The organism is Pantoea sp. USMM079 (genome assembly GCF_037153115.1).
In the GTDB taxonomy this organism is placed as follows: Bacteria; Pseudomonadota; Gammaproteobacteria; order Enterobacterales; family Enterobacteriaceae; genus Pantoea; species Pantoea communis.
In genome coordinates, this window is sequence record NZ_JBBCKX010000030.1 from 40,730 (window position 1) to 63,568 (window position 22,839).

General features: G+C 53.1%; 25 protein-coding genes and 2 tRNA genes. 11 read left to right on the plus strand and 16 right to left on the minus strand.

Annotation, left to right across the window (positions count from 1 at the left end):
- Position 1: 1 nt before the first annotated feature.
- The 5 genes from WFP70_RS24200 to hpxU form a co-directional block, all read right to left on the minus strand.
- Positions 2 to 733, minus strand: coding sequence for an amino acid ABC transporter ATP-binding protein (locus WFP70_RS24200; protein ID WP_034825388.1), 732 nt, complete (start codon positions 731 to 733; stop codon positions 2 to 4).
- A complete protein-coding gene (locus tag WFP70_RS24205; protein WP_200573430.1) occupies positions 714 to 1,370 on the minus strand; it encodes an amino acid ABC transporter permease in 657 nt (218 codons plus the stop codon). The genes WFP70_RS24200 and WFP70_RS24205 overlap by 20 nt, the downstream gene beginning before the upstream one ends.
- Positions 1,367 to 2,035 (minus strand): amino acid ABC transporter permease, encoded by a 669-nt coding sequence (locus WFP70_RS24210; protein ID WP_034825392.1) that lies wholly within the window; start codon positions 2,033 to 2,035, stop codon positions 1,367 to 1,369. The genes WFP70_RS24205 and WFP70_RS24210 overlap by 4 nt, the downstream gene beginning before the upstream one ends.
- A 4-nt stretch (positions 2,036 to 2,039) precedes the next feature.
- Entirely contained in the window at positions 2,040 to 2,825 is a 786-nt protein-coding gene (locus WFP70_RS24215) for a transporter substrate-binding domain-containing protein (protein ID WP_337024650.1), read from the minus strand.
- A 194-nt stretch (positions 2,826 to 3,019) separates the two neighbouring features.
- Positions 3,020 to 3,859, minus strand: a complete 840-nt coding sequence (hpxU, locus tag WFP70_RS24220) for a MurR/RpiR family transcriptional regulator HpxU (RefSeq protein WP_097117568.1) — start codon at positions 3,857 to 3,859, stop codon at positions 3,020 to 3,022.
- 175 nt (positions 3,860 to 4,034) lie between these two features.
- Between hpxU and WFP70_RS24225 the strand changes: the two genes are divergently transcribed.
- Genes WFP70_RS24225 through hpxZ form a run of 4 tightly spaced genes read left to right on the plus strand, consistent with a single transcriptional unit; the run spans position 4,035 to position 7,598 of the window.
- A complete protein-coding gene (locus WFP70_RS24225; RefSeq protein WP_337024651.1) occupies positions 4,035 to 5,621 on the plus strand; it encodes a gamma-glutamyltransferase family protein in 1,587 nt (528 codons plus the stop codon).
- A gap of 11 nt (positions 5,622 to 5,632) precedes the next feature.
- Entirely contained in the window at positions 5,633 to 5,818 is a 186-nt protein-coding gene (hpxX, locus tag WFP70_RS24230) for an oxalurate catabolism protein HpxX (protein ID WP_337024652.1), read from the plus strand.
- Entirely contained in the window at positions 5,815 to 7,212 is a 1,398-nt protein-coding gene (locus WFP70_RS24235; protein WP_337024653.1) for an AtzE family amidohydrolase, read from the plus strand. Before hpxX ends, WFP70_RS24235 begins: the two co-directional genes overlap by 4 nt.
- A gap of 2 nt (positions 7,213 to 7,214) precedes the next feature.
- Positions 7,215 to 7,598, plus strand: coding sequence for an oxalurate catabolism protein HpxZ (gene hpxZ, locus WFP70_RS24240; protein WP_337024654.1), 384 nt, complete (start codon positions 7,215 to 7,217; stop codon positions 7,596 to 7,598).
- A gap of 107 nt (positions 7,599 to 7,705) precedes the next feature.
- On the opposite strand, the gene puuE is transcribed toward hpxZ, so the two are convergent.
- Genes puuE through WFP70_RS24255 form a run of 3 tightly spaced genes read right to left on the minus strand, consistent with a single transcriptional unit; the run spans position 7,706 to position 10,150 of the window.
- A complete protein-coding gene (gene puuE, locus WFP70_RS24245) occupies positions 7,706 to 8,665 on the minus strand; it encodes an allantoinase PuuE (RefSeq protein WP_097117572.1) in 960 nt (319 codons plus the stop codon).
- A 34-nt stretch (positions 8,666 to 8,699) separates the two neighbouring features.
- Positions 8,700 to 9,431 carry an allantoin racemase gene (gene hpxA, locus WFP70_RS24250; protein WP_337024655.1) on the minus strand — a complete coding sequence of 244 codons (732 nt, stop codon included), beginning with the start codon at positions 9,429 to 9,431 and terminating at the stop codon, positions 8,700 to 8,702.
- Positions 9,428 to 10,150 (minus strand): GntR family transcriptional regulator, encoded by a 723-nt coding sequence (locus WFP70_RS24255; protein ID WP_337024656.1) that lies wholly within the window; start codon positions 10,148 to 10,150, stop codon positions 9,428 to 9,430. Before WFP70_RS24255 ends, hpxA begins: the two co-directional genes overlap by 4 nt.
- Before the next feature lie 145 nt (positions 10,151 to 10,295).
- Here WFP70_RS24255 and WFP70_RS24260 point away from each other — a divergent pair, with 145 nt between their 5' ends.
- Positions 10,296 to 11,789: an NCS1 family nucleobase:cation symporter-1 gene (locus WFP70_RS24260; protein ID WP_034825407.1), complete on the plus strand. Its 1,494-nt coding sequence runs from the start codon at positions 10,296 to 10,298 to the stop codon at positions 11,787 to 11,789.
- Between the two features lie 79 nt (positions 11,790 to 11,868).
- Here WFP70_RS24260 and WFP70_RS24265 read toward each other — a convergent pair.
- The 3 genes from WFP70_RS24265 to dnaQ form a co-directional block, all read right to left on the minus strand.
- A tRNA-Asp gene (locus tag WFP70_RS24265) sits at positions 11,869 to 11,945 on the minus strand.
- On the minus strand, positions 11,936 to 12,064 hold the full coding sequence (locus WFP70_RS24270) for a hypothetical protein (protein ID WP_255464768.1): 129 nt from the start codon (positions 12,062 to 12,064) through the stop codon (positions 11,936 to 11,938). The genes WFP70_RS24265 and WFP70_RS24270 overlap by 10 nt, the downstream gene beginning before the upstream one ends.
- Positions 12,065 to 12,079: 15 nt before the next feature.
- Positions 12,080 to 12,811 (minus strand): DNA polymerase III subunit epsilon, encoded by a 732-nt coding sequence (gene dnaQ, locus WFP70_RS24275; RefSeq protein ID WP_337024657.1) that lies wholly within the window; start codon positions 12,809 to 12,811, stop codon positions 12,080 to 12,082.
- A gap of 53 nt (positions 12,812 to 12,864) precedes the next feature.
- Here dnaQ and rnhA point away from each other — a divergent pair, with 53 nt between their 5' ends.
- Positions 12,865 to 13,332 carry a ribonuclease HI gene (gene rnhA, locus WFP70_RS24280; protein ID WP_160867994.1) on the plus strand — a complete coding sequence of 156 codons (468 nt, stop codon included), beginning with the start codon at positions 12,865 to 12,867 and terminating at the stop codon, positions 13,330 to 13,332.
- Here the strand turns inward: rnhA and WFP70_RS24285 are convergent.
- Positions 13,317 to 14,051, minus strand: coding sequence for a class I SAM-dependent methyltransferase (locus tag WFP70_RS24285; protein WP_038648855.1), 735 nt, complete (start codon positions 14,049 to 14,051; stop codon positions 13,317 to 13,319). The genes rnhA and WFP70_RS24285 overlap by 16 nt on opposite strands.
- 40 nt (positions 14,052 to 14,091) lie before the next feature.
- Here WFP70_RS24285 and gloB point away from each other — a divergent pair, with 40 nt between their 5' ends.
- The 4 genes from gloB to WFP70_RS24305 all read left to right on the plus strand — a co-directional run bounded on the left by gloB (position 14,092) and on the right by WFP70_RS24305 (position 18,610).
- Positions 14,092 to 14,847, plus strand: coding sequence for a hydroxyacylglutathione hydrolase (gene gloB / locus WFP70_RS24290; protein ID WP_337024658.1), 756 nt, complete (start codon positions 14,092 to 14,094; stop codon positions 14,845 to 14,847).
- A 71-nt stretch (positions 14,848 to 14,918) separates the two neighbouring features.
- Positions 14,919 to 16,289 (plus strand): murein transglycosylase D, encoded by a 1,371-nt coding sequence (gene mltD / locus WFP70_RS24295; RefSeq protein ID WP_034825415.1) that lies wholly within the window; start codon positions 14,919 to 14,921, stop codon positions 16,287 to 16,289.
- Positions 16,290 to 16,587: 298 nt separating this feature from the next.
- Complete coding sequence (locus WFP70_RS24300; RefSeq protein ID WP_182058504.1) at positions 16,588 to 17,907, plus strand: MFS transporter; 1,320 nt, start codon at positions 16,588 to 16,590, stop codon at positions 17,905 to 17,907.
- A 7-nt stretch (positions 17,908 to 17,914) separates the two neighbouring features.
- Positions 17,915 to 18,610, plus strand: coding sequence for a cyclase family protein (locus WFP70_RS24305; protein WP_337024659.1), 696 nt, complete (start codon positions 17,915 to 17,917; stop codon positions 18,608 to 18,610).
- Here the strand turns inward: WFP70_RS24305 and WFP70_RS24310 are convergent.
- Entirely contained in the window at positions 18,607 to 19,407 is an 801-nt protein-coding gene (locus WFP70_RS24310; protein ID WP_337024660.1) for an endonuclease/exonuclease/phosphatase family protein, read from the minus strand. The genes WFP70_RS24305 and WFP70_RS24310 overlap by 4 nt on opposite strands.
- Positions 19,408 to 19,555: 148 nt before the next feature.
- Positions 19,556 to 20,734, minus strand: a complete 1,179-nt coding sequence (locus WFP70_RS24315; protein WP_337024661.1) for an MFS transporter — start codon at positions 20,732 to 20,734, stop codon at positions 19,556 to 19,558.
- A 100-nt stretch (positions 20,735 to 20,834) separates the two neighbouring features.
- Here WFP70_RS24315 and yafC point away from each other — a divergent pair, with 100 nt between their 5' ends.
- Positions 20,835 to 21,743, plus strand: a complete 909-nt coding sequence (gene yafC, locus WFP70_RS24320) for a DNA-binding transcriptional regulator YafC (RefSeq protein ID WP_337024662.1) — start codon at positions 20,835 to 20,837, stop codon at positions 21,741 to 21,743.
- 12 nt (positions 21,744 to 21,755) lie between these two features.
- On the opposite strand, the gene dkgB is transcribed toward yafC, so the two are convergent.
- Together dkgB and WFP70_RS24330 are read right to left on the minus strand one after the other, a co-directional pair.
- Positions 21,756 to 22,559, minus strand: a complete 804-nt coding sequence (gene dkgB, locus WFP70_RS24325; protein WP_337024663.1) for a 2,5-didehydrogluconate reductase DkgB — start codon at positions 22,557 to 22,559, stop codon at positions 21,756 to 21,758.
- A gap of 170 nt (positions 22,560 to 22,729) precedes the next feature.
- A tRNA-Asp gene (locus WFP70_RS24330) sits at positions 22,730 to 22,806 on the minus strand.
- Positions 22,807 to 22,839: the final 33 nt, after the last annotated feature.

Below are 22,839 nucleotides of genomic sequence, written 5' to 3' on the forward strand. Positions count from 1 at the left end.
CTTAAAGACGGACGGTGGAGATAAACTGTTTAAGCTCGGCGGTCTGCGGATTGGCAAACAGCGTTTTGCTGTCACCCTGCTCCCAGACACGGCCCTGATGCATAAACACCACGCGATCGCCCACATCACGGGCGAAATTCATTTCATGGGTAACGAGGATCAAGGTCATGCCCTCGGCAGCCAGCTGTTCCAGCACCTTCAGCACTTCACCCACCAGTTCAGGATCGAGCGCTGAGGTGATCTCGTCACAGAGTAATACTTTCGGCTGCATTGCCAGCGCACGGGCAATCGCCACACGCTGTTGTTGTCCACCGGATAAATTGGCCGGGTAGTAGTTGATGCGTTCGCCGAGGCCGACTTTCTCCAGCATCTGCGTCGCCAGCTCGCGACATTCGGCTTCGCTTTTCTTCAGCACCCGGCGAGGCGCCAGCATCACGTTTTCCAGCGCGGTCATGTGCGGGAACAGGTTGAAGTTCTGGAACACCATGCCCACCGAGCGGCTGATTTCACGCGCCTGGGATTCACGGTCGGTGATCGTCATACCGCCGAGTTTGATGCTGCCTTCCTGGTAGCCTTCCAGCCCGTTCATGCAGCGCAGCAAGGTACTTTTGCCTGAGCCGCTGCGGCCGATGATCGAAATCACCTCGCCGTTGTCGATATCCAGATCGACACCTTTCAGGACGTGGTTGTCGCCGTAGTACTTCTGGACCTGATTAATGGTGATGAGCGGCATTGAATTTTTTCTCCAGGTACTGGCTGTAACGCGACAGCGGATAACACATCAGGAAGTAACCCAGCGCCACCAGGCCAAATACCTTAAAGGGCTGATACGTCACATTGTTCAAAATAGTGCCGGCTTTCGTCAGCTCGACGAAACCGATAATCGAGGCCAGCGCGGTGCCTTTAATCACCTGAACGGCAAAGCCCACGGTCGGCGCGATGGCGATGCGAATCGCCTGCGGTGCCACCACGCGAAACAGCGTTTGACCAAAAGTCAGTCCGAGGCAACGCGATGCTTCCCACTGGCCCTTCGGCAGCGCACGAATACTGCCGTGCCAGATATCCACCAAAAATGCGCTGGTATAGAAAGTTAATGCCAGCGAAGCGGCGGTCCAGGGCGCCACATCAATGCCAAACAGCCCGACGCCAAAGAAGGCGAGGAACAGCTGCATCAACAACGGCGTGCCCTGAAACAGTTCGGTATAACAGCGAATCAGGCGCGTCAGCCATGGGCGTTTCAGCAGACGCAAAAACAGCAGTGGCAAGGTCACCAGCGTACCGCCAAAGAAGGCCACCAGCGACAGCAAAATCGTCCAACGCGCCGCCAGCAGCAGGTTGCGCAGGATGTCCCAGTCAGTAAACGATGTCATGCGGGCTGCGCTCCAAACCATTTACGCCCTAGCGCCAGCAGCAGCTGTCGCATGGCAATCGACAACGCCAGATAGATCAGCGTGGTCACGAAATAGACTTCAAAACTTAAAAAGGTGCGTGACTGAATCAGGTTGGCGGCGAAGGTCAGCTCTTCGTACGACACCTGCGACACCACCGACGAACCGAGCATCACGATAATGCACTGGCTCACCAGCGCCGGATAAATGCGCTGCAGTGACGGCGGCAACACCACGCGGATAAAGGTCTGCGTGCGGGTTAAACCCAGCACCCGTCCTGCTTCCCACTGCCCTTTCGGCGTGACCTGAATACCGGCACGAATAATTTCGGTGCTATAAGCGCCGAGGTTAATCAACATCGCCAGCAGCGCTGCTTCGCCCGCCGTCAGTTTCAGACCAAGATTGGGCAAACCAAAGACGATAAAAAACAGCTGTACCACGAATGGCGTGTTACGGATCAGCTCGACATATACGCCCCAGATGCGACTCGCCCAGCTCGGTTTGCCACTGCGCAGTGCCGCACCAAGAATCCCCAGGCTTACCCCGCCGACGGTGGCCAGCACCGTTATCTGAATCGTGACCCACAGCCCTGCCAGTAACTCTGGCCAGTGCGGCCAGAGATCTGCAAAATTGAGTTGCCCAATCATTGCGTTATGCGCCGAGGTTGGCTGGCAGTGGGGCTTTCAGCCACTCTTCTGACAGTTTGTTCAGCGTGCCGTCTTTAATGCCCTGCTCAATCAACGCATTCACTTTATCTTTCAGCGCTGGCTCATCTTTCTTCAGACCGATAAAGCACGGTGAATCTTTCAGCATGAACTGCGGTACTGGCGCTTTTTCTGCGTTCTGACGCGCAATCGCTGCGACCACGAGGTTACCCGTCGCCACATACTGCACCTGACCTGACAGGTAAGCTGATAGCGTGGTGTTGTTATCTTCATAACGTTTCACCTGTGCATCTTTTGGCGCCACATCGCTCAACACCATGTCTTCCACCGCGCCACGCGTCACACCAATTGATTTACCGCTTAAGGCCGCCGCATCTTTCAGTGGCTCACCTTTCGGGCCAAACACCCCAAGGAAGAACGGCGCGTAAGCACGGCTGAAATCGATCACTTTCTCGCGTTCGGCGTTTTTGCCCATGCTGGAGATCACCAGATCCACTTTATCGGTTTGCAGATAAGGCACGCGGTTGGCGCTGGAGACCGGCACCAGCTGCAACTTCAGTTTCATCTGCTTCGCCAGGTACTTGGCCATGTCGATGTCATAGCCTTGTGGCTGTAAATCGGTACCGACTGAACCAAACGGCGGGAAGTCCTGCGGCACCGCAATGCGGATGACGCCACGCTTCTGAATGTCTTGTAGCTGATCGGCCATCGCACTGCCGACCTGAGCCATCAGCAATGCTGCGCCTGCGACTGCCAGTAAAACTTTTTTCATTATGCACCCCGGTGAGTTTATCGTGAAACAAAAGATTCTTGATAAAACGATTTGCAACTAATGTGCCAACCGCAGGGTGTGGGGCGCAAAGGGAAGAAAAACGAATAAACACGGAGTTTAAGGCGATAAAAACGGGCATTACGCCCGTATTAAAACCCGATCAAAAAAGGTGCAAAGCACCAAAGTGGTGCCCACTATCGGTGTTCCAGTTCATCCAGGTGCTGATAAAGATCGGCAATTTGATGAATACGCTGACGGCCTTGCGACAGCATTTCATGCAGCAGTGCATTTGCCAGCAGGTTGATCAGACTCATCGCCGAGGCATAGCTATCAAAGGCGGAGACGCTATCGAGCGGCGCGCATAGCTGCCAGTGTGCCAGGGTGATAATGCCCTGTGCCTGCGGCTCGCACAGCGCCAGCACCGGGATGTTGCTCTGCTGTAGCTGCTGCATCAGCGGGCGGATGATACGTGGACGGCGGCGGAAGGCCATCACGACCACAATATCTTCCGCTGTGATATCCACCAGCTCCTCGCCCAGCGTCTGGCCGGGTTGTGGTAACACATGTACCTGCGGACGCGCCTGCATCAGCTGCTGACGCAGGTGCAATGCCACCGGATAGGCGTTACGCATGCCGATAATAAACACCCGCTTTGCAGCACCCAGCGCCTGAATCACTTCGCCAAACTGCTGCGGGTCGATGCTGTTCACCCACTGCGTCAGGTTGGCCATCTCCTGCTTGTAATGACGCGACAGTAAGGTATTGCCCTGCACTGCATCGCGATTGTCGGTGAGGGGCATCCCGCTCTGACGCAGCGTACGCAGCTCATCACGCATGTCCTTGTATTTCTCATAGCCCAGACGTTTAAACAGGCGGCTGACTGTCGCCTTCGATACCCCGCTCAGCCGCGCCAGCTCGGCGCTGTTGTAGCTGATCAGGTCATCAAAATGGTCAAATACAAAATCGGCAATACGCTGCTCCTGCGGCGACAGTTGCGGATAGTGACTGCGAAGGCGTTCATCAAGCTGTTTCATCATTGGTCCTGTAACTTTCGTTTCATCACAAGCTAGCACAAATCGATCCACATTGATGTCCGACCAAAACTGGAACAGCTCTTGCTTAGATCACCTCACGGATTTGTAGGGGCTCCCATTACGGCGACCGCTAACCCAATCCCCCTACAAAAGAATCAATGATGAAGAGTTTACTATGATACAGAGCAACATGGCCCCGCTCGGCATGGCCGTCACCCCACATCATCTCGCCAGTGAAAGCGCACTGGCGGTTTTACGCGAAGGCGGCAACGCGATTGAAGCGATGGTAGCGGCAGCGGCCACTATCGCGGTTGTCTACCCGCACATGAACGGCTTGGGTGGCGATGGCTTTTGGTTAGTCGTGCCGCCCAATGGCGATCCTATCGCTATCGATGCCAGTGGCGCAGCAGGCTCACTCGCCCACCTCGACTTCTATCACGGCGAAAGCCATATTCCGCATCGCGGTCCTAAAGCAGCGCTCACCGTAGCAGGCACGGTGAGTGGCTGGCAGGAGGCGTTAACGCTAGCTGAAGAGCTAGGTTCTGCGCCGTTGCCGTTAGCCCGTTTGCTGCGTGACGCCATTCGCTATGCTGCCGATGGCATTCCTGTTACCGCATCGCAGGCTGCAGCCACTGCCGCAAAGCAACATGAATTGCTTGATCAACCCGGCTTCGCTGCGACCTTCTTGCCTGACGGCACCGTGCCTGGTGCCGGTAGCCGTTTTACCCAGCCCGCGCTTGCCAATACACTTAGCGTGTTGAGTGAACAGGGTCTGGAGAGTTTCTATCGCGGCGAACTGGCCCACCATCTGGCACGTGAAATGACCGCGCTGGGTATGCCGATCACCCTGGAAGATCTTCAGAAACAGCACGCGCGCCGCTGCACGCCGTTACATCTGGCGCACAGCGAGGGCGACATCTGGAATATGACGCCACCGACTCAAGGTTTGGTATCGCTGGCCATTCTGGGCATCACCGATCGGTTGAACATGGCAGAGGCGGATGAGGCACAAACTGTGCACCGCATTGTTGAGGCCACCAAAAAAGCCTTTGCCTTGCGCGACGAACACATCACCGATCCGCGCCATATCGACTTCAATGTGCAAGACCTACTGAACGCCGATCATCTTTCCACACTGGCAACGCAAATTAATGACCAACAAGCCGCGCCGTGGGGAACCGGACGAGGTCCTGGCGATACCGTATGGATGGGGGTGATGGACAGCAGCGGGCTGGCCGTTTCCTTTATCCAGAGCATTTATCACGAATTTGGCAGCGGCGTCGTGCTACCGGGTACAGGCATTACCTGGCAAAACCGCGGTGCAGCCTTTAGCCTGCAACCGGGCCATCTGCTGGCACTGGAACCCGGTAAACAACCGTTCCATACCTTAAATCCAGCGGCTGCGCGCCTGAAAGATGGCCGCACGATGGTTTACGGATCAATGGGGGGCGATGGCCAACCACAAACGCAGGCGGCGATTTTTACCCGCCACGTGATTCAGGGACAGCCACTACAACAGGCGGTCAGTGCACCGCGCTGGTTGCTGGGGCGAACCTGGGGACAATCCTCTGACTCTCTCAAACTCGAAGCGCGCATGTCAGCAGAAACGGTGCAGCAGTTGCGCGAACTCGGTCATGACGTTGAGCTGTTGCCTGATTTCAGCGAAGTCGTCGGCCACGCTGGCGCCATCGTCAGACACAATAACGGCATGCTGGAAGGTGCCTTCGATCCACGTAGCAACGGCAGCGCAGCCGGCTTTTAAAGGAAACCATCATGCATTCGCAACCGGACTGGGCGGCTTATATCGCTCAAATGGAACAGATTCTGGCTCTGGAGCTGGACGAAGCACGTCGCGCTGAATTGCTGGTGCAGTTCAATCGCATCGCCGCCATGGCTGAACCGCTCATGGCTTTCCCGCTGGCTGACCGGCTGGAAGTGGCAGGAGTGTTTCATCCATGAAACTGGCATCGTTATCCATCAAAGCGCTCAATCATGCGCTGAATCAAGGCGATATTAGCGCCCGTGAAGTGGCGCAACAGACGTTGAACGCCATTGAACAGCACAATCCTGCACTCAATGCGTGGACCGAAGTCACCGGTCAGCGCATGTTGCGCGAGGCGGATCAGGTCGATTTGCAACGCCAGCGCGGTGAAGTATTGCCTGTGCTGGCGGGTATTCCTTATGCGGTTAAAAACCTGTTTGATGTCGCCGGTCACAGCACCCTTGCTGGTGCCAGCTTATTCAGTGAACGTGCAGCGGCCCGCGAAGATGCGTGGGCGGTGAGTCGACTGCGTCAGTCCGGTGCACTGCTCTCCGGCATGCTGAATATGGATGCCTATGCTTACGGCTTTACCACTGAAAACACCCATTATGGCCCGACCCATAATCCGCGCGATTTGAGCCGCGTGGCCGGTGGTTCCTCAGGCGGCTCGGCGGCGGCTGTCGCGTCAGGCTTAGTGCACTTCTCACTGGGCACCGATACCAATGGTTCGATCCGCGTGCCGGCCTCGTTGTGCGGTATCTATGGACTCAAACCGACCTTTGGTCGCTTATCGCGCAGTGGCAGCCATCCTTTTGTCGCCAGCCTCGATCATATCGGTCCGTTTGCTCGCTCGGTAGAAGATTTGAGTCTGGTGTACGATGCGCTGCAAGGTCACGATGCCAGCGATGCTTTCCAGGCAGCGCAGGCGAAGGAACCGGCCAGTGACGGATTAGTAAAAGGCGCAGAAGGCATACGTAGCGCAGTGTTGGGTGGTTTCTTTTCGACCTGGTGCAGCGAAGAAGCGCGTGCCGCCGTGCAAGTGGTGGCACAAGCGCTGGATGCCAGCGAAGCCGTCACGTTAGCCAACGCGGAAATTGCCCGTTCAGCGGCCTTTATCCTCACCGCCTCAGAAGGCGGCAATCACTATCTACCTGCTTTGCGCAATATGCCCGAGCAATTCGAACCGAACTCTCGCGAGCGTCTGCTGGCCGGAGCGATGCTGCCTTCCGCGTGGTATGTACAAGCGCAGCGCTTCCGCCGTCATTTCCAACAGCAGGTGTTACCGCTGTTTGAACAATTCGATGTCCTGATTGCACCGGCGACCCCTTGCACCGCGACCACCATTGGGCAAGAGACGATTCATATTAACGGCCAGGATTTGCCGACGCGCGCCAGTATGGGCATGTTAACGCAGCCGATTTCCTTCCTCGGCTTGCCGGTCTGTACCGTGCCTTTGCAAACTGCCAGCGGATTACCGATTGGCTTGCAGTTGATCGCCGCACCGTTTAAAGAACATTTGGCACTGCGCGCCGCCTGGGCTTTACAGCAGCAAGGGCTGACTCTGCCTCAAACCACCCTGATGGATGCATAATAATGACACCTGAACATATTGATCGTCCTGCTGTGCTGGCTGAGGTGACCGCTGCGTTTTACCGCTATGAAGAAGCGCTGGTAAGCAACAATGTTGATGTGCTGGATGAACTTTTCTGGCACGACGAGCGTACCGTGCGTTTGGGCGCGGGTGAAAATCTGTATGGGATTGACGAGATCCGTGCGTTTCGCGCAGCACGTCCAACTAAAGGGTTGGATCGCACCCTGCGTAATACGGTGATCACCACTTTTGGTGATGACTACGCGGTATGCAGTACCGAGTTTACGCGTGAAGGCGTGGAGAAAATCGGTCGCCAACAGCAAACATGGGTGCGCATGCCTTATGGGTGGCGGATTGTCGCGGCGCAGGTGAGTTTAATGAGCTAGCGGGTTAAACCGGCGCTCGTCAGTATGACTTAACTCACGTGGTCAGGGCCGGTACGACAGTTCATGTCGTACCGGCCAAATGTGTCGGCGCGGAGTATCGCTGGTCGTTAAACAGCAGGAGCCGGGTGCGTCTCCATCCAGTGATCGGCGATTTGCTGGCGCGTACAAACCCACACATTCTCATGCTGCTGGATATGGTCAAGGAAACGCTGCAAGGCACGGAATTTGCCAGGGCGGCCCAGCAGTCGACAGTGCATGCCAATCGACATCATCTTCGGCGCGGTGTCGCCCTCTTCATACAACACATCAAAGGTGTCACGCAGATAGACAAAGAACTGCTCGGCGGTATTAAAACCCTGTGGCGAGGCGAAACGCATATCGTTACATTCCAGCGTATAAGGAATGATCAGATGCGGTTTCACCGTGCCATCCTGGCACGTCACCTGCGTCCAGAACGGAAGATCGTCGCCGTAATAATCGCTGTCATAACTGAAGCCACCGTTCTCCACCACTAAGCGGCGGGTGTTGGGGCTGTCGCGGCCGGTATACCAACCGGTGGGCGCTTTACCAAACAGATCGCGCAGTACATCCACCGCCTGCTGCATGTGCTGACGTTCGGTTTTGGCATCCATCGACTGATAATGGATCCAGCGCCACCCATGGCTGACTACGTCGTAATCCGCGACTTTGATGGCGTCCACAATCTCCGGATGACGCGCCAGCGCCATCGCCACGCCGAAAACCGTTAATGGCAATCCGCGCTTCTGGAACTCGTTGTGAATGCGCCAAAAGCCTGCGCGCGAACCGTATTCATAGAGAGAATCCATCGACATATGGCGGTCGGCGTAACTGGCGGCGCCAATGATATCGGACAGGAATTGTTCAGATCCTGCATCGCCGTGCAGCACATTGTTTTCTGCCCCCTCTTCATAGTTGAGGACAAACTGCACCGCCACTTTCGCGTTGCCCGGCCACTGTGCGTGCGGCGGATGGTTAGCATAACCAATCAGGTCACGCGGGTAGTTTTTGTTGAAGCTGTACTCTTTCTTTTCAGATACATCACTCATTCTGTAAATTCCTTAGTCAGTCCTCAACCAGCACTTAGTTTAGGTGCTGAAATGCGCCGCTGAGCGGTTTTTCGATCGGGTAATCTAAATCCCCATGTTTACTGGTACCAAAGCCCAGCGCCACCAGTGATTCCACCATTTTTACCGCCGCGCTGACGCCATCAATCACCGGCAGACCTAGCTCTTTAGTCAGCTCCTGTGCCAGTGAGGCCATACCGCCACAGCCCAGCACTATCGCGCCGCTGCCATCTTCTCGCTTCGCCTGAATGCAACGCTGGCGCACTTTTTCCTGCGCCACACCGCTGCCATCTTCCAGCGCCAGCACCGGGAGATCGATAGCGTGCAACGCCGCACAATGATGGGTAAAGCCATATTGCTGCAGCAGATGGCGGGCAATCACCAGGGTGCGCGGTAGCGTGGTGACGATTGAAAAGCGTGTCGCCACCAGCGTTGCCGTGTGCATCGCGGCTTCCGCAATGCCGATCACCGGACCGCTGGCCAGTTCACGCGCGGCCAGCAATCCCGGATCGCCGAAACAGGCAATAATGTGGCCACTCACGCCCTGTGCTTTGCCGACCCTGACCTGTTCCAGTACGCCAATCGCCGCAATGGCTTCATCGAAGTGCCCTTCAATCGAAGGCACCCCCTGGCTCGGACACACCGCCAGAATTTCAGTTCCTGGTGCCGCTACCGCACGTGCGGCTGCACCGATGGTTTCTGTCATCGCCAGGCTGGTATTGGGGTTGATCACCTGAATCAGGCTCATGATGCGGCTCCATTGTGACCGGAAAATAACCGGGTGAAGTCGGGTAAGGTTTCGCCGCTGCGCTCAAAATGCAGGCTGGCCACGATGTGTTCGAAGTGATGCTGTAAGGCTGCGGTGAGCGCGGGAAGATCTTTCTGCCGCAGTAGCTCCACCAGCCGATCGTGATGATCGCAACGACACCCGCGCTGCCAGGGCGCACCATAGGCGGCAATCACTAATGATGAGCGCTGTGTCAGGCGCGTCACCATATCCGTCAGCACCTGATTACCGGAAATCGCCTGTAGCTGAATATGAAAAGCCGCAGAGAGCCGAATTGCCGCCGCACCATCGTGCTGTTCGTGAGCCTGCTGCTCTTCCTCAATGAGTGTGCTCAGGGCTGCAAGGTGTGGTGGCTGAACGTGAGCCAGCACCGCGGGCAAATTGGCGCACTCGAGTAAGCTGCGTGTGGCAAAGATATCGCGCGCCTCGTCAACGCCCGGCGTGGCCACTTGTGCACCACGCCTGGGCGACAAGGTGATCATTTGCACCGCCGCGAGGCGTTGTAGCACCTTGCGAATGCCGGTTCGGCTCACACCAAAAGCTTCTGATAGCGCCTCTTCTGGCAATTTGCTGCCCGGTGGCAGCTGATGTTCCACAATGGCGGTGAGTAATGCCTGATAGATGGGTTCGTCGCGATCATTCAGATCGGCAGCCGTTTTCTGGCCTGTTTCGCTCTTCATTACCTGCTCCGGTAAGTGTCTGTGCACAGCACATCGTATACGTGAAATTAATTTTTTGTATACAAAAAATCAATTCTGGCCTGGATCCTGCAATACCGTTTCACGCTGTGATTATTTTTCCCATGTTGTTAGAGGAGCAGGTTTCATGCCAAATCATTCTGAAGTGACCTCCGGGGTGGCCTCTGGCGCCAACGCCCACTACAGTCCACGCCTGTGTAATGAAGATCTGGCGCCCACGCGCGACCAGAACTGGTCGTGGTATAACATTTTCTCTTTCTGGATGTCGGATGTGCACAGCATGGGTGGCTATGTGGTCGCCGCCAGCTTCTTTACGTTGGGACTGGCGAGCTGGCAGGTGCTGCTTTGTCTGCTGGTAGGTATCTGCATCGTACAGTTGTGTGCCAATCTCGTCGCCAAACCGAGCCAGATGGCGGGCGTGCCTTACGCGGTGATTTCACGTCAGGCATTCGGCGTGTTCGGTGCCAATATCCCCGCGGTGATTCGCGGCCTGATCGCTTTCGCCTGGTATGGCATTCAAACCTATTTAGCGGCTAATGCGCTGATGCTGGTACTGCTGAAGTTCTTCCCTTCATTAAGCGGGATGACGCAAAGCAGCTGGCTGGGGTTGTCTCAACTGGGCTGGTGCTGCTTCGGCGTGATGTGGTTCCTGCAGGCCATGGTGTTCTGGCACGGCATGAGCGCGATTAAACGCTTTATCGATGTGGCGGGTCCGGCTGTCTACGTGGTGATGGTGGCGCTAGCGGGCTGGATTGTATACAAAACCGGCTTTGACGGTATCTCCTTTACGCTGGCCAGCAAGCAGTTAAGCACTGGTGAGCAAACCTGGCAGATGATCACCGCCACCGCATTAGTGGTCTCTTACTTCTCTGGCCCATTACTCAACTTTGGTGACTTCTCTCGCTACGGTAAAAGCATGGGGGAAATCCGCCGGGGGAACCGCTGGGGCCTGCCGTTTAACTTCCTGCTGTTCTCGATTGTCACCGTGGTGATCGTGTCAGGTACCCAATCGCTGTTCGGCCGCATGATAACCGATCCCATTGAGACCGTGAGCATGGTTGGCAATGATGTCGCCGTCGCGATTGGTTTACTCACCATGATTATCGCCACTATCGGCATCAACATCGTGGCGAACTTTGTTTCCCCGGCTTTCGACTTCTCAAATTGCTCACCGCAGAAAATCAGTTTCCGTACCGGTGGAATGATTGCCGCAGTGGGTTCTGTTCTGCTGACGCCATGGAATCTGTTCCAGTCACCGGAGTTGATTCATTACACGCTGGATGTGCTGGGCTCCTTTATCGGCCCGCTGTTTGGCATTTTGGTGGCCGATTTCTATCTGATTAAGCGCAGCAAGGTTTACGTGGACGACCTGTTTGATGACACACCAAAAGGACGCTACTGGTATCGCGGTGGCTTTAACCCGAAAGCGATTGCCGCACTGCTGCCGTCGGTAGGTATTTGCCTGGTGATCAGCTTTATTCCGTCACTGCATGCCGTGGCAAACTTCAGCTGGTTTATTGGTGTGGCATTAGGTGCAGGTTGCTATCGCTGGCTGGCTCGCGCCGATCGTGAAGTCTCAGTGGGCACCTATCGTCAGGAAGTGGCGGTGCAGAAGGATTGATCTGATGATCAGGTTGGCGCCGATGCCAGCCTGAAAAAGCAAAAAGCCGATGCATTTCTGCATCGGCTTCTTTAATGATTGGCGGAACGGACGGGGCTCGAACCCGCGACCCCCTGCGTGACAGGCAGGTATTCTAACCAACTGAACTACCGCTCCGCGCTTTGTTCCCCGTCGAGAACGAGGCGAATATTAATGGCAGCCTTATGAACCGTCAATGCTTTTTCTGAGGGAATGAATCGTTTGCCGATTTTTTCAGCTTTACGTTGCTTTTCCACGCAAAATCATCCCATTCAGGCACGCCACAGGCAGCTTCCGCCCTTCTTCAACACTAAATCCAGACGGCTTTCATGTGCGATAATCTCATCATCGCTGGCGTTGACCACGCGTAATCCTGCACTCGGACGCACGATGCGCTGAATGTTATCGCCGGTATTTTGGCTGCTCTGATCACCTTCCGCCGAGAAAGCCAGCGAAGTTTGGCCGCCCGTCATCATCAGGAACACTTCAGCCAGAATTTCGGCATCGAGCAATGCGCCGTGCAGCGTACGTTTGCTGTTGTCGATTTCGTAGCGATTACACAGTGCATCGAGGCTATTGCGCTTGCCTGGATACATTTTACGCGCCATCGCCAGGCTATCTGTCACCTGACAGAAGGTGTCGGTTTTGCCGATACCGCGCTTAAGCATGCCAAACTCATAATCCATAAAGCCGATATCGAACGACGCGTTATGGATCACCAGCTCTGCACCACGGATGTATTCGAGGAATTCATCGGCGATGTCTGCAAACATCGGCTTATCGGCAAGAAACTCATCGGCAATACCGTGAACGCCGAAAGCTTCCGGATCCACCAGCCGATCGGGCTTGAGATACATATGGAAGTTGTTGCCGGTCAGGCGACGGTTAATCACCTCAACCGCACCGATTTCAATGATGCGATGTCCTTCATAGTGCACACCGATCATGTTCATGCCGGTGGTTTCGGTATCGAGGACGATCTGGCGGTTATTTGCAGTGCTCATAGGACTCGTTTTATGTCAGACTTGGCGTTTTGTCAGAAGGAAGTCTACCAGAGATGCGCAAACAGGTAGAAATATTCACCGATGGATCCTGCCTGGGCAATCCCGGCCCCGGCGGTTACGGTGCCATTTTACGTTATGGCCCACATGAAAAAGAGTTCAGCGCCGGTTATCGACTCACGACAAACAACCGCATGGAAATGATGGCGGCGATTGTGGCGTTAGAGGCGCTAACGCAGCCCTGCGAAGTGGTGCTCAGCACCGACAGTCAGTATGTGCGCCAGGGCATCACCAGTTGGATCCATAACTGGAAAAAGCGCGGCTGGAAAACGGCCGATAAAAAGCCGGTGAAAAATGTCGATCTCTGGAAGCGACTCGATCTCGCGCTCAGCCACCATGAAATTAAGTGGGAATGGGTAAAAGGCCACGCCGGTCACCCGGAAAACGAGCGCTGCGACGAACTGGCACGCAACGCAGCCGGCCATCCGACGCAGGATGATGTCGGCTATCAGGTCGAATCCTGATCCTTCACTTCACGAAATTGCCGGGTGGCATTCACCGTTTGTCTGACCTGCGCTTTGTTTAAGCTCTTCTTCGCTTTGGTGGGCGTTAATGGGAATGTTCGTTTGCGTGCCACCACAATGTTCAGACATCCCAGCGCGGGCAGGTGCGCACTGATCACTTTGCCGCCCTGCCGATGCCACGGTACCACTTGAAAACGGGTGCGATAGACCACTTCATAGTTGAGCAGGCTGAGCCAGTCGAGCAAGCGTACCTGGCTGAACATGCGTCCGCTCCATGGCGCACGGGCGTGCAAACCCGGGATACCTTTGCTGATCCCCAGCAAGCTGAACGGGTTGAACCCGCTGATAATCATCCAACCATCGTCAATCAGGACGCGATCCACTTCTCGTAACACGCGATGGGGATCCTGACTCCATGCCAGGGTATGCGCCATCAAACAAGCATCAATCGATTTCGCTTCAAAAGGTAATTGCGTGGTATTGGCGATCACCTGCAAGTCATCGCCCTCAATGCCCACATTTACCTGATGCGATATGGCACACTGGCTGGTATTGATTTCTGCGCTGAGGCTGCCAAGTTTAAGCATATGAAAGCCATACAGCTTTCCAAGGTAAGGCTGCAACTGCTGCGTGAGTGCATCGCGAAAATAGTCTCCCCATGGCATATCGCGCCAGGAGCGCGGCGCAGTCAGAATTTGGCGTGTTTTCGCTGGCTTCATGCTCTACCATCATCCTTTTTCTACGACCTGAGAGGTGTTTATGAATCTTACCAGTATTCCCGCGTTGCAGGATAACTACATCTGGACACTGACGGACGATGATAAAAACTGTCTGATCGTCGATCCCGGCGAGGCTCAACCGGTGCTGGATAAAATCAGAGTCAACAAGTGGCAACCGGTGGCCATTTTACTCACGCATCATCATCACGATCATGTCGGCGGTGTCGCCGAATTATTGCAACACTATCCCGATATCGCGGTTTACGGACCAGAGGAAACCGCGGATAAGGGGGCAAAACATATCGTCGCCGAGAATGATGAATTTACCCTGCTTGGGCTAGATTTCCGTGTCATCGCAACACCCGGACACACTTTAGGACATATCTCATATTTCAGTTCACCTTATCTTTTCTGTGGTGACACGATGTTTTCTGGCGGCTGTGGAAGATTATTTGAAGGCACAGCAGAACAAATGTTTGAGTCATTTCAAAAGCTTAATGAACTCCCCGCAGATACCCTGATTTGTTGCGCTCATGAGTACACTTTATCCAATATGAAGTTTGCTGCGGCTATTCTGCCTCATGACCCGAAAATTTTGGCAAGATATCAGCAAATTAAGGACTTACGTGCAGAAAATCGCATTACTTTGCCAACAAAACTGGCACTTGAGCGGGATATAAATTTATTTCTCCGTACGCAAGATGCTGATTTACAAAAGGCTTTGGGGACTAATGTTGCTTCCTCCCCGTTATGGCAAACTTTCGCTGATCTACGCGAGAAGAAAGACCGTTTTTGATATTTAAGGTTGTGTTGTGTGTACCCCTAACGTATAGTTGCTCGTCTTTTAAGCGAACTATTGACACACACATGAAGGCTAAAGCGATCTTACTCGCCTCGGTCTTGCTGGTAGGATGTCAGGCATCAAGGAATGACGCCAATATCCCCGTACAGCATGCACAGAGCCTGTCTTCAGCTGGTCAAGGTGAAAATGGAAAGTACGGAGATCAATTATTATCGCAGCGCTGGCAGGATGATGGAACAAGCCTCGCAGAAGATACCGATCTCTGGAATCACATTAGTGACGAGTTGAAGATGGGGATTCCGGAAAACCCCCGGATCCGCGAACAAAAAACAAAGTTTTTAAAAAATAAGAGCTATCTCCACGATGTAACATTACGGGCAGAGCCGTACATGTACTGGATTGTCGAGCAGATACAGAAACGTAAAATGCCGATGGAACTGGTACTGCTACCCATAGTGGAGAGCGCTTTTGACCCACATGCAACATCTTCTGCGAATGCCGCTGGCATCTGGCAGATTGTTGCACAAACGGGCAAAAACTATGGTTTGAAACAGAACCAATGGTATGACGGACGCCGCGATGTGGTGGCCTCGACCAAAGTTGCGCTGGATATGATGCAGCGTCTGAACGGTATGTTTGACGGTGACTGGTTGTTAACAGTGGCCGCCTATAACAGCGGTGAAGGACGCGTGCTGAAAGCGATAAAACAGAATAAGGCGCGCGGCAAGCCGACTGATTTCTGGCACTTATCGTTACCACGCGAAACCACGGTCTATGTACCTAAGATGTTGGCCTTGAGTGAAATCCTCAAGAACAACAAGCAGTACGGTATCAAATTGCCGACCCCGAACGAAAGCCGTGCTTTAGCACGTGTGGAAGTGGGACAGCAAATTGAACTGACGCAGGCTGCAGATATGGCCGGCATGTCGCTCAACAAGTTGAAGAGCTTCAACGCCGGTTATAAAAATGGCACCACTGCGCCAAACGGACCGCACTATATTATGGTGCCTAAGTCCAACGTTGCTAAGCTGCGCAATTCACTGGCATCCGGTGACATTGCATCCGTGCAGCCTGTTGAAATGGCGAAAGTCAGTGCAGCAGGAAACAACTACACGGTACGCAAAGGCGACACCTTGTCAGCAATTGCTAACAAGCTTGGCGTCAGCGTCAGTGCACTGAAACAGCAGAACAACTTGCGTAGTGCTTCAGTACGCATCGGTCAGAAATTGACGGTGGGCGGCAAAGCAACGCAGTTGGCTGATAACGGCAACAGCATCACCTACCGTGTTCGTAAGGGTGATTCTTTTGCCAGTATTGCAAAACGTCATGGTGTGAACACCCAGGATGTTATGCGCTGGAACAGTGACGCTAAAGACATTCAGCCGGGCGATAAGCTCACGCTGTTTGTGAAGAATAGCGCAACACCTGATACCTAATGCGTCGAAAAGGCTGACTTTTGTCAGCCTTTTTCATTTTTATTACCTCAACGAGGTCGTGGCAACCTGTTATCTTTCTCCTCATTCCCCTTCTGAAGACTTTTATCCCGATTAAAAACCCTTAGACGTGATGTTGGTCAAATATCCACCCGGAGCAACTTGTATGGTAGAAGCCAACCGATAGTGTTAACGAAAGGCGCCGCATTCGTAATTTAAATGTTACATGGCGTGCATTCACTCTATCGCTGAACCGTGAGTTCAGTGATTCGATAAACCATCGGTAGGATAAGGGTTGAGAATGAGCGATAGCCTTAACGAACAGCTTAAGGAAGCAGATAATGCTTCAGGGCAGCAAACGAACACGACAACACCACGCTGGTTACCACGTGCCCATCCTTTATCATGGGCCATGCTGGTCATCACGACACTTGCTATATTGATGAACTCGATAGACCGTATCATCTTACCCACCCTATTGCCGGCAATAATGAAGGATTTCAATCTTAGTGAAGTGCAGGCTGGGTGGATTAACTCGCTAAGCTTCTTCGGTACGTTGTCAGGTGCGGTGCTATTTGGCCTGCTTTCCGATTATATCGGTAGCGGTTATCGCCGCTGCTATAGCTGGTGCCTGGCAGTTTTGGTGGAGATCATATCTGGTGTTGCTACAGCATTTTGCAAATCGCTGGGGGCATTTCAGGCGCTGCGTGTTTTTATGGGGATGGGTACCGGCGGCTCAGAGCCAATTAATGTGGCATTGCTCGGCGAGTGGTGGCAAAAAGAAAATCGAGGTTTCGCCATTGGCGTACATCACACCGGTTTTCCGCTTGGGCAATTCATTGGTCCGATTTTAATTGCTGCGATTTTAATGTTTGGTGATTGGCGCCATGCATTTCTGTTTATCCCTTTGATCGGGTTAATCATCGTGGTATTGCAGTTGATTATAGGAACCAAAAAAAATCATCAACGCGTCTTTAACTGGATCGACGAACACAAACTGACTCGCCCGATCGAAGCCAAACCGCAGAAATCCAGCCTGAAAAATTCCTTTAGCTGCCTTAAAAACCGTAATTGCCTGATGGCGATTGCACTGGTCTTTGGTTTTATCTGGGCTGAAATGGGGATTGCAAACTTCTTAACCCTTCAACTCACACGTGAGGTCGGTTTGGACCTATCCACCGCCGCCATCATTTCGGGTGCTTCGGGTATCACCGGCTGGATTGGTCAGATCGTTTGGGGCAGTTTTTCGGATAAACGCGGGCGTAAGACATCTCTGACGATCATTATCGCGGGCTGGATCCTTGCCTGTTCGCTCTGCATTTTTATTCATTCTGCCGCACTTGCCTGGGGGATCCTGATTTTTTGGGGGCTGTTCCGCAATTCGCCCTATCCTGTTGCGTATGCGCTGCTGATTGATTCTTCACCTCATGCAGCAGCTTCGAGCCTTGGATTGATGATTGGTTTGGCGGTGGGTATCGCTGGCATTCTGGTCGCCCCTGTTAGCGGCTGGATTATCCATACGTGGGGTTTCAGCGTGCACTATGCCGTAATCGTCGGGATGCTGCTGCTTTCTTGCATTCCCCTTGCCCTGCTCAAAGAAACGGTAAATGTGAATAAGTGAGGATGACATGACAGCTCTCTGGAAACAGATTCGCAGCAGCAAAATAGTAGAACTGAGTCATTTACATCAAACCAGCATGCCCGTATGGCCGACACACCCGAAATTTATCCGTGCGGATAATGAAACTTATTCAACCGGCGATGGAAATTATAACTGCCAGATAATCATGGGGGATCATTGCGGGACTCATGTCGATGCTCCTTCACACTTTATTGAAGGCGGCAAGACAATCGAAGAGATTGATGTATGCCAGTTAATGGGCCGGGGCTTGCTGCTGGATATGCGACATATTGCGCCCTGCCACACTTTTGGTGTTAAGGACATTCAACTTTGGGAAAGGGACTTTGGCGCAATTGAGGCTGATGACATCGTCATTTTTCGCACAGGCTGGCATGAAAAATGGGCTCTTAAACCCGATCACAGCGCATTTCTGCAGGATTGGCCGGGGCTTTCTGCGGAAGGTGCTGCTTATCTGATTGCAAAAGGTGTAAAGGTATTTGGCACCGATGCCCTCTCGCTCGATGCCTTTGGCAATGCAGAAAATCCCGCACATTTAGCTGTACTGGGTAACGATAATCTTATTATCGAAAATCTGGCTAACTTAGAGATGTTGCCTGCGCATTTTTGCTTTCTTGCACTACCACTTCGAATTGAGCGCGGGTCAGCCTCGCCGGTGCGGGCGATTGCGTTCATTGAGACTTAGCGGGCAAGCGCTGTTGGCGTGAACTCGACTAACAGTGGATTGTGATCAGAAGCGCGCGTGACCAGCACAGAAGCCTCGCTAACTTTCATATCACGGTAGAAGACAAAATCTAACGGACGGCCAAACGCTTTACGCCGATGGTCATCCGTGAAATTCACTTCGTGTAATGCCATCTCTTCGGCAAAGCGATACAGCGCGTTCATGCGCTGACGGCTCCAGGCATTGAAATCGCCGGCCATGATCACCGGTCCGCAATGATGTTGAATCTGTTCGCCAATCGGACCAAGTTGCTTGCTGTAGACATCCACGCCAAGGCTGAAATTCACCGCGTGGATATTGACCACCATCAGCATTTCGCCGGTCGGCAGTGGATAGGCCGTCACCAGCGCCGACTTAGCCAGGCGTAACAAAGGTTCGCGTTCACGCAGTGGACAGCAATACACAGGATGCGCAGAAGCGAGCGTCATCACGCCGGAGGGATGTTGGGGTAAGACGAAGGCAGGTACCTGATCGGCCGCCAGATAGTTACTGGTGGCGAATTTGACCAACTCAGGGGTGGTTTGTGCTTCCTGAAGTAAAACAAGGTGAGCATCTTTGCCGAAACCCTGCAGTACGGACATCCAATCAGCCCGCTGCTGCTTGAAGATATTCCAGACTAAAACCCGCAATGCAGGATCCGCAGGTAACGGTGCACCAGGCGGCAGCGCCTGTCCCAGATGCAACATCGCCCCAGGCGGAAATATCCGCTCTGCAGGCTGACCCGCTGTGTAACGCATTGCATATGTTTTCTTTCGCACTTTCCCGCCTGGCTGATTTACGACTACAACTTCACCTGACAGTTATAGGGATTTTAGGACAGGGTTTCAATTGGCGTTGTTAATTGTCGGAATTAGCTTCACAGCATATTACGGTAACAACCCGCCCTTTAGCGGGTTGTTGACCTCATTATTCCGTGGCAAATGCAGTACGGGGTTTGTCGAGCTGACCGCTCAGTCTTACCAGCAATAGCGCGAGCAAAACAATGACAGCACCAACCCAGGGGGTTTGAGCCAGACCATAGTGTTCGACAATATGACCACCAACCAATGACCCTAGTGCAATCCCGATGTTAAACGCCGCGATATTCAGTCCTGACGCCACATCAACTGCACCAGGCGCATAGGACTCAGCCTTCTGCACCACATAGACCTGCAGGCCCGGTACGTTAGCGAAGGCAAAAATCCCCATCACTAGCACCGTTGCCAGCGCCATAAAGTGTGTATTAGCCGTAAACTGGAATATCAACAGCAATACCGCCAATGCGCTAAAGATTAGCGTTAACGCGGGTACAGCCCCGTGACGATCGGCCAACTTGCCACCCCAGATATTACCGATGGCGACGGAGATACCGTATCCCAGCAGAATGACACTGACCGCTGCAGGGGAAAAACCGGCCAATGACTGCATCATCGGCGCCAGGAAAGTGAAGGCGGTAAACACGCCGCCGTAGCCCAACGCGGTAATAGCATAGATTAATAGCAGGCGTGGGTTCACCATGACGCGCGCTTGCTGTGCCAAAGTGGTAACAGGTGGCTGCGCAACATTACGCGGTATCAGTACCATGCTGCTGACTAAAGCAATGACACCTAACAAGGAAACTGCGAGGAAACTTTCACGCCACCCAAAGTGCTGACCAATCAGTGTACCCAAGGGCACTCCGGTTACCAATGCCACCGTCAGACCGCCAAACATGATGGCGATGGCACTTGCAGCCTTCTCCTTACTCACCAGACTGGTAGCAATCGTTGAACCGACCGAGAAGAATACACCGTGCGCGAGTCCCGTTAGCAAGCGAGCAACGACCAACGTCTCATAGTTCGGTGCCAACCAGGCGACCAGGTTGCCCACCGTAAAAAGCACCATCAGCCCTATCAGCAGTGGCTTGCGCGGCACTTTGCCGGTTAAAGCAGTCAGCACTGGCGCTCCCACGGCGACACCAAGGGCGTAAATTGAGACCAACATACCAGCTGAAGGTAGCGTGATGTTAAGTTGTTCCGCAATCGTAGGGATTAAGCCTACGATCACGAACTCAGTGGTTCCGATAGCGAAGGCGCTGATAGTCAGCGCCCAGAGTGCAAGTGGCATGATTGACTCCCATGTATGTTTTGATGGGCGCCATTATCGACTCATGCTTTAATGACAAAAAGATGCAAAGTGAGAATAGACTTTTGCTTAGGAGAGCATAATGAAAGCATCGTCGGATGAGTTGAAAGTTTTTATTGCTGTGGTAGAAAGCGGCAGTTTTAGCCGTGCGGCGGAACAACTGCAGATGGCGAATTCGGCTGTGAGTCGCACTGTCAAAAAACTGGAGAACAAACTTGGAGTGGCTTTACTCACGCGCACCACCCGGCAGCTCGCACTGACTCAGGAAGGTGAGCAGTACTTTAAACGCGTTCAGAAGCTCCTACAGGAGATGTCGACTGCTGAAAATGAGTTAATGGAACGACAGCAAGCTCCGCAAGGTCTTCTGCGCATAGACGCAGCCACGCCGGTCATTCTGCATTTGATTCTGCCGATGATTAAACCCTTCCGTGAGCGCTACCCCGACGTCACCCTGTCGCTTATCTCGTCGGAGAGCTTTATCAATCTGATTGAACGTAAAGTCGATGTAGCTATTCGCGCAGGCAACCTGACGGATTCGACCTTACGAGCACGTTTGCTGTTTATCAGCTATCGCAAATTGGTAGCAACTCCGGCTTATCTGGCGAAAAGGGGTGTCCCCCTCTCTACATCGGATTTGATAAATCATGAATGCCTTGGATTTGTAGAACCGCTGCGCCTGAACCGTTGGCCTGTGTCTGAGAATGGTCATGACCTTTATGACATCGTGCCGGGAATGTCCTCAAACAGCGGTGAAACTATTAAACAACTTTGTCTCGATGATCAAGGTATCGCTTGTTTGTCCGATTATATGGTAGACAGTGAAATCGCGGATGGGACATTTATTGAGGTGTTGGCACAACAGCGAGTACCCGTAGCGATGCCGTTCAACGCGGTCTATTACAGCGATCTGGGCGTTAGCCAACGAGCACGTGCTTTTATCGACTTTCTCAGTGAGTGGGTTAAGCAACAGCCCTGGCGAATGCAGGGCTGAATATTTCGTCACTTAATCCCAGTCCGGAGCCAACCCTTCAGGGCTAACCAACCGCTGCTGGCGATCCAGTGATGAGATGCTTTTCATATCCTCCGCATCAAGCATTAAGTTAGCAGCATCCATATTGCTGGCCAGATTATCGCGCTTAGTTGAAGAAGGGATCACGCTGAAGCCAGATTGCATCGCCCACGCCAGAACGATTTGTGCCGGTGTCGCCTGATGTTTGCGTGCAATCGACTGGATGGTCGCATCCTTTAGTGCCTCACCGTAAGCCAGAGTCATGTAAGACGTGATGTGCATTCCTTGCTGCTTAGCAAATTCAACCACCTCGCTGTTTTGCAGGAAGGGATGGAGTTCAATCTGGTTGGTGGCAATATTTTCAATGCCAACTGCGGCAATGGCCTCTCTCATTAGCGCAATCGGGAAGTTTGATATGCCAATCTGGCGCGTCAGGCCCGCCTCTTTCGCTGCCATTAATGCCTGCATACTCTCTTTCACCGGGACTGCTGCGCCAGGTGAAGGCCAGTGAATCAATGTAAGATCAATATACTCGGTGCGCAGTTTTGACAGACTTTGTTGCAAACTCGGTATGAGTTTTTCAGCAGTGAGATTTTCGATCCAAATCTTGGTGGTAATAAAGAGTTGGTGACGATCTATTCCACTTTCAAAAATGGCCTGACCAACAGCAGCCTCATTTTCATAGATTTGCGCGGTGTCGATGGCACGATAACCCAGTTCCAGTGCTGTCTTTACGGAATGAATTACAACATCGTCTTGCAGGCGGAAAGTACCTAAACCAAAGGCAGGGATTGTCATGTTTTCCTCATCGTTTTGTGAATGATTTCGATGGGGAACATTGTGGCAGCATTATTATTGCTGAAAAATCCGCTTATAAGCAGAAGAATATTGTGATTAAATCAACAATTGAGCTGGAATTTTAGACATGAAAAAGCCCTGACTTATTAAGTCAGGGCTTATCAATTAAGTGGCGGAACGGACGGGGCTCGAACCCGCGACCCCCTGCGTGACAGGCAGGTATTCTAACCAACTGAACTACCGCTCCACCGATTCTGTACCAAAATCAGAAAACCGTTCT

Bases quoted from the DNA above. Each gene is read 5' to 3' on its own strand.
- WFP70_RS24200 (WP_034825388.1), bottom strand. From the start codon at position 733: ATGCCGCTCATCACCATTAATCAGGTCCAGAAGTACTACGGCGACAAC.
- WFP70_RS24205 (WP_200573430.1), bottom strand. From the start codon at position 1,370: ATGACATCGTTTACTGACTGGGACATCCTGCGCAACCTGCTGCTGGCG.
- WFP70_RS24210 (WP_034825392.1), bottom strand. From the start codon at position 2,035: ATGATTGGGCAACTCAATTTTGCAGATCTCTGGCCGCACTGGCCAGAG.
- WFP70_RS24215 (WP_337024650.1), bottom strand. From the start codon at position 2,825: ATGAAAAAAGTTTTACTGGCAGTCGCAGGCGCAGCATTGCTGATGGCT.
- hpxU (WP_097117568.1), bottom strand. From the start codon at position 3,859: ATGAAACAGCTTGATGAACGCCTTCGCAGTCACTATCCGCAACTGTCG.
- WFP70_RS24225 (WP_337024651.1), top strand. From the start codon at position 4,035: ATGATACAGAGCAACATGGCCCCGCTCGGCATGGCCGTCACCCCACAT.
- hpxX (WP_337024652.1), top strand. From the start codon at position 5,633: ATGCATTCGCAACCGGACTGGGCGGCTTATATCGCTCAAATGGAACAG.
- WFP70_RS24235 (WP_337024653.1), top strand. From the start codon at position 5,815: ATGAAACTGGCATCGTTATCCATCAAAGCGCTCAATCATGCGCTGAAT.
- hpxZ (WP_337024654.1), top strand. From the start codon at position 7,215: ATGACACCTGAACATATTGATCGTCCTGCTGTGCTGGCTGAGGTGACC.
- puuE (WP_097117572.1), bottom strand. From the start codon at position 8,665: ATGAGTGATGTATCTGAAAAGAAAGAGTACAGCTTCAACAAAAACTAC.
- hpxA (WP_337024655.1), bottom strand. From the start codon at position 9,431: ATGAGCCTGATTCAGGTGATCAACCCCAATACCAGCCTGGCGATGACA.
- WFP70_RS24255 (WP_337024656.1), bottom strand. From the start codon at position 10,150: ATGAAGAGCGAAACAGGCCAGAAAACGGCTGCCGATCTGAATGATCGC.
- WFP70_RS24260 (WP_034825407.1), top strand. From the start codon at position 10,296: ATGCCAAATCATTCTGAAGTGACCTCCGGGGTGGCCTCTGGCGCCAAC.
- dnaQ (WP_337024657.1), bottom strand. From the start codon at position 12,811: ATGAGCACTGCAAATAACCGCCAGATCGTCCTCGATACCGAAACCACC.
- rnhA (WP_160867994.1), top strand. From the start codon at position 12,865: ATGCGCAAACAGGTAGAAATATTCACCGATGGATCCTGCCTGGGCAAT.
- WFP70_RS24285 (WP_038648855.1), bottom strand. From the start codon at position 14,051: ATGAAGCCAGCGAAAACACGCCAAATTCTGACTGCGCCGCGCTCCTGG.
- gloB (WP_337024658.1), top strand. From the start codon at position 14,092: ATGAATCTTACCAGTATTCCCGCGTTGCAGGATAACTACATCTGGACA.
- mltD (WP_034825415.1), top strand. From the start codon at position 14,919: ATGAAGGCTAAAGCGATCTTACTCGCCTCGGTCTTGCTGGTAGGATGT.
- WFP70_RS24300 (WP_182058504.1), top strand. From the start codon at position 16,588: ATGAGCGATAGCCTTAACGAACAGCTTAAGGAAGCAGATAATGCTTCA.
- WFP70_RS24305 (WP_337024659.1), top strand. From the start codon at position 17,915: ATGACAGCTCTCTGGAAACAGATTCGCAGCAGCAAAATAGTAGAACTG.
- WFP70_RS24315 (WP_337024661.1), bottom strand. From the start codon at position 20,734: ATGCCACTTGCACTCTGGGCGCTGACTATCAGCGCCTTCGCTATCGGA.
- yafC (WP_337024662.1), top strand. From the start codon at position 20,835: ATGAAAGCATCGTCGGATGAGTTGAAAGTTTTTATTGCTGTGGTAGAA.
- dkgB (WP_337024663.1), bottom strand. From the start codon at position 22,559: ATGACAATCCCTGCCTTTGGTTTAGGTACTTTCCGCCTGCAAGACGAT.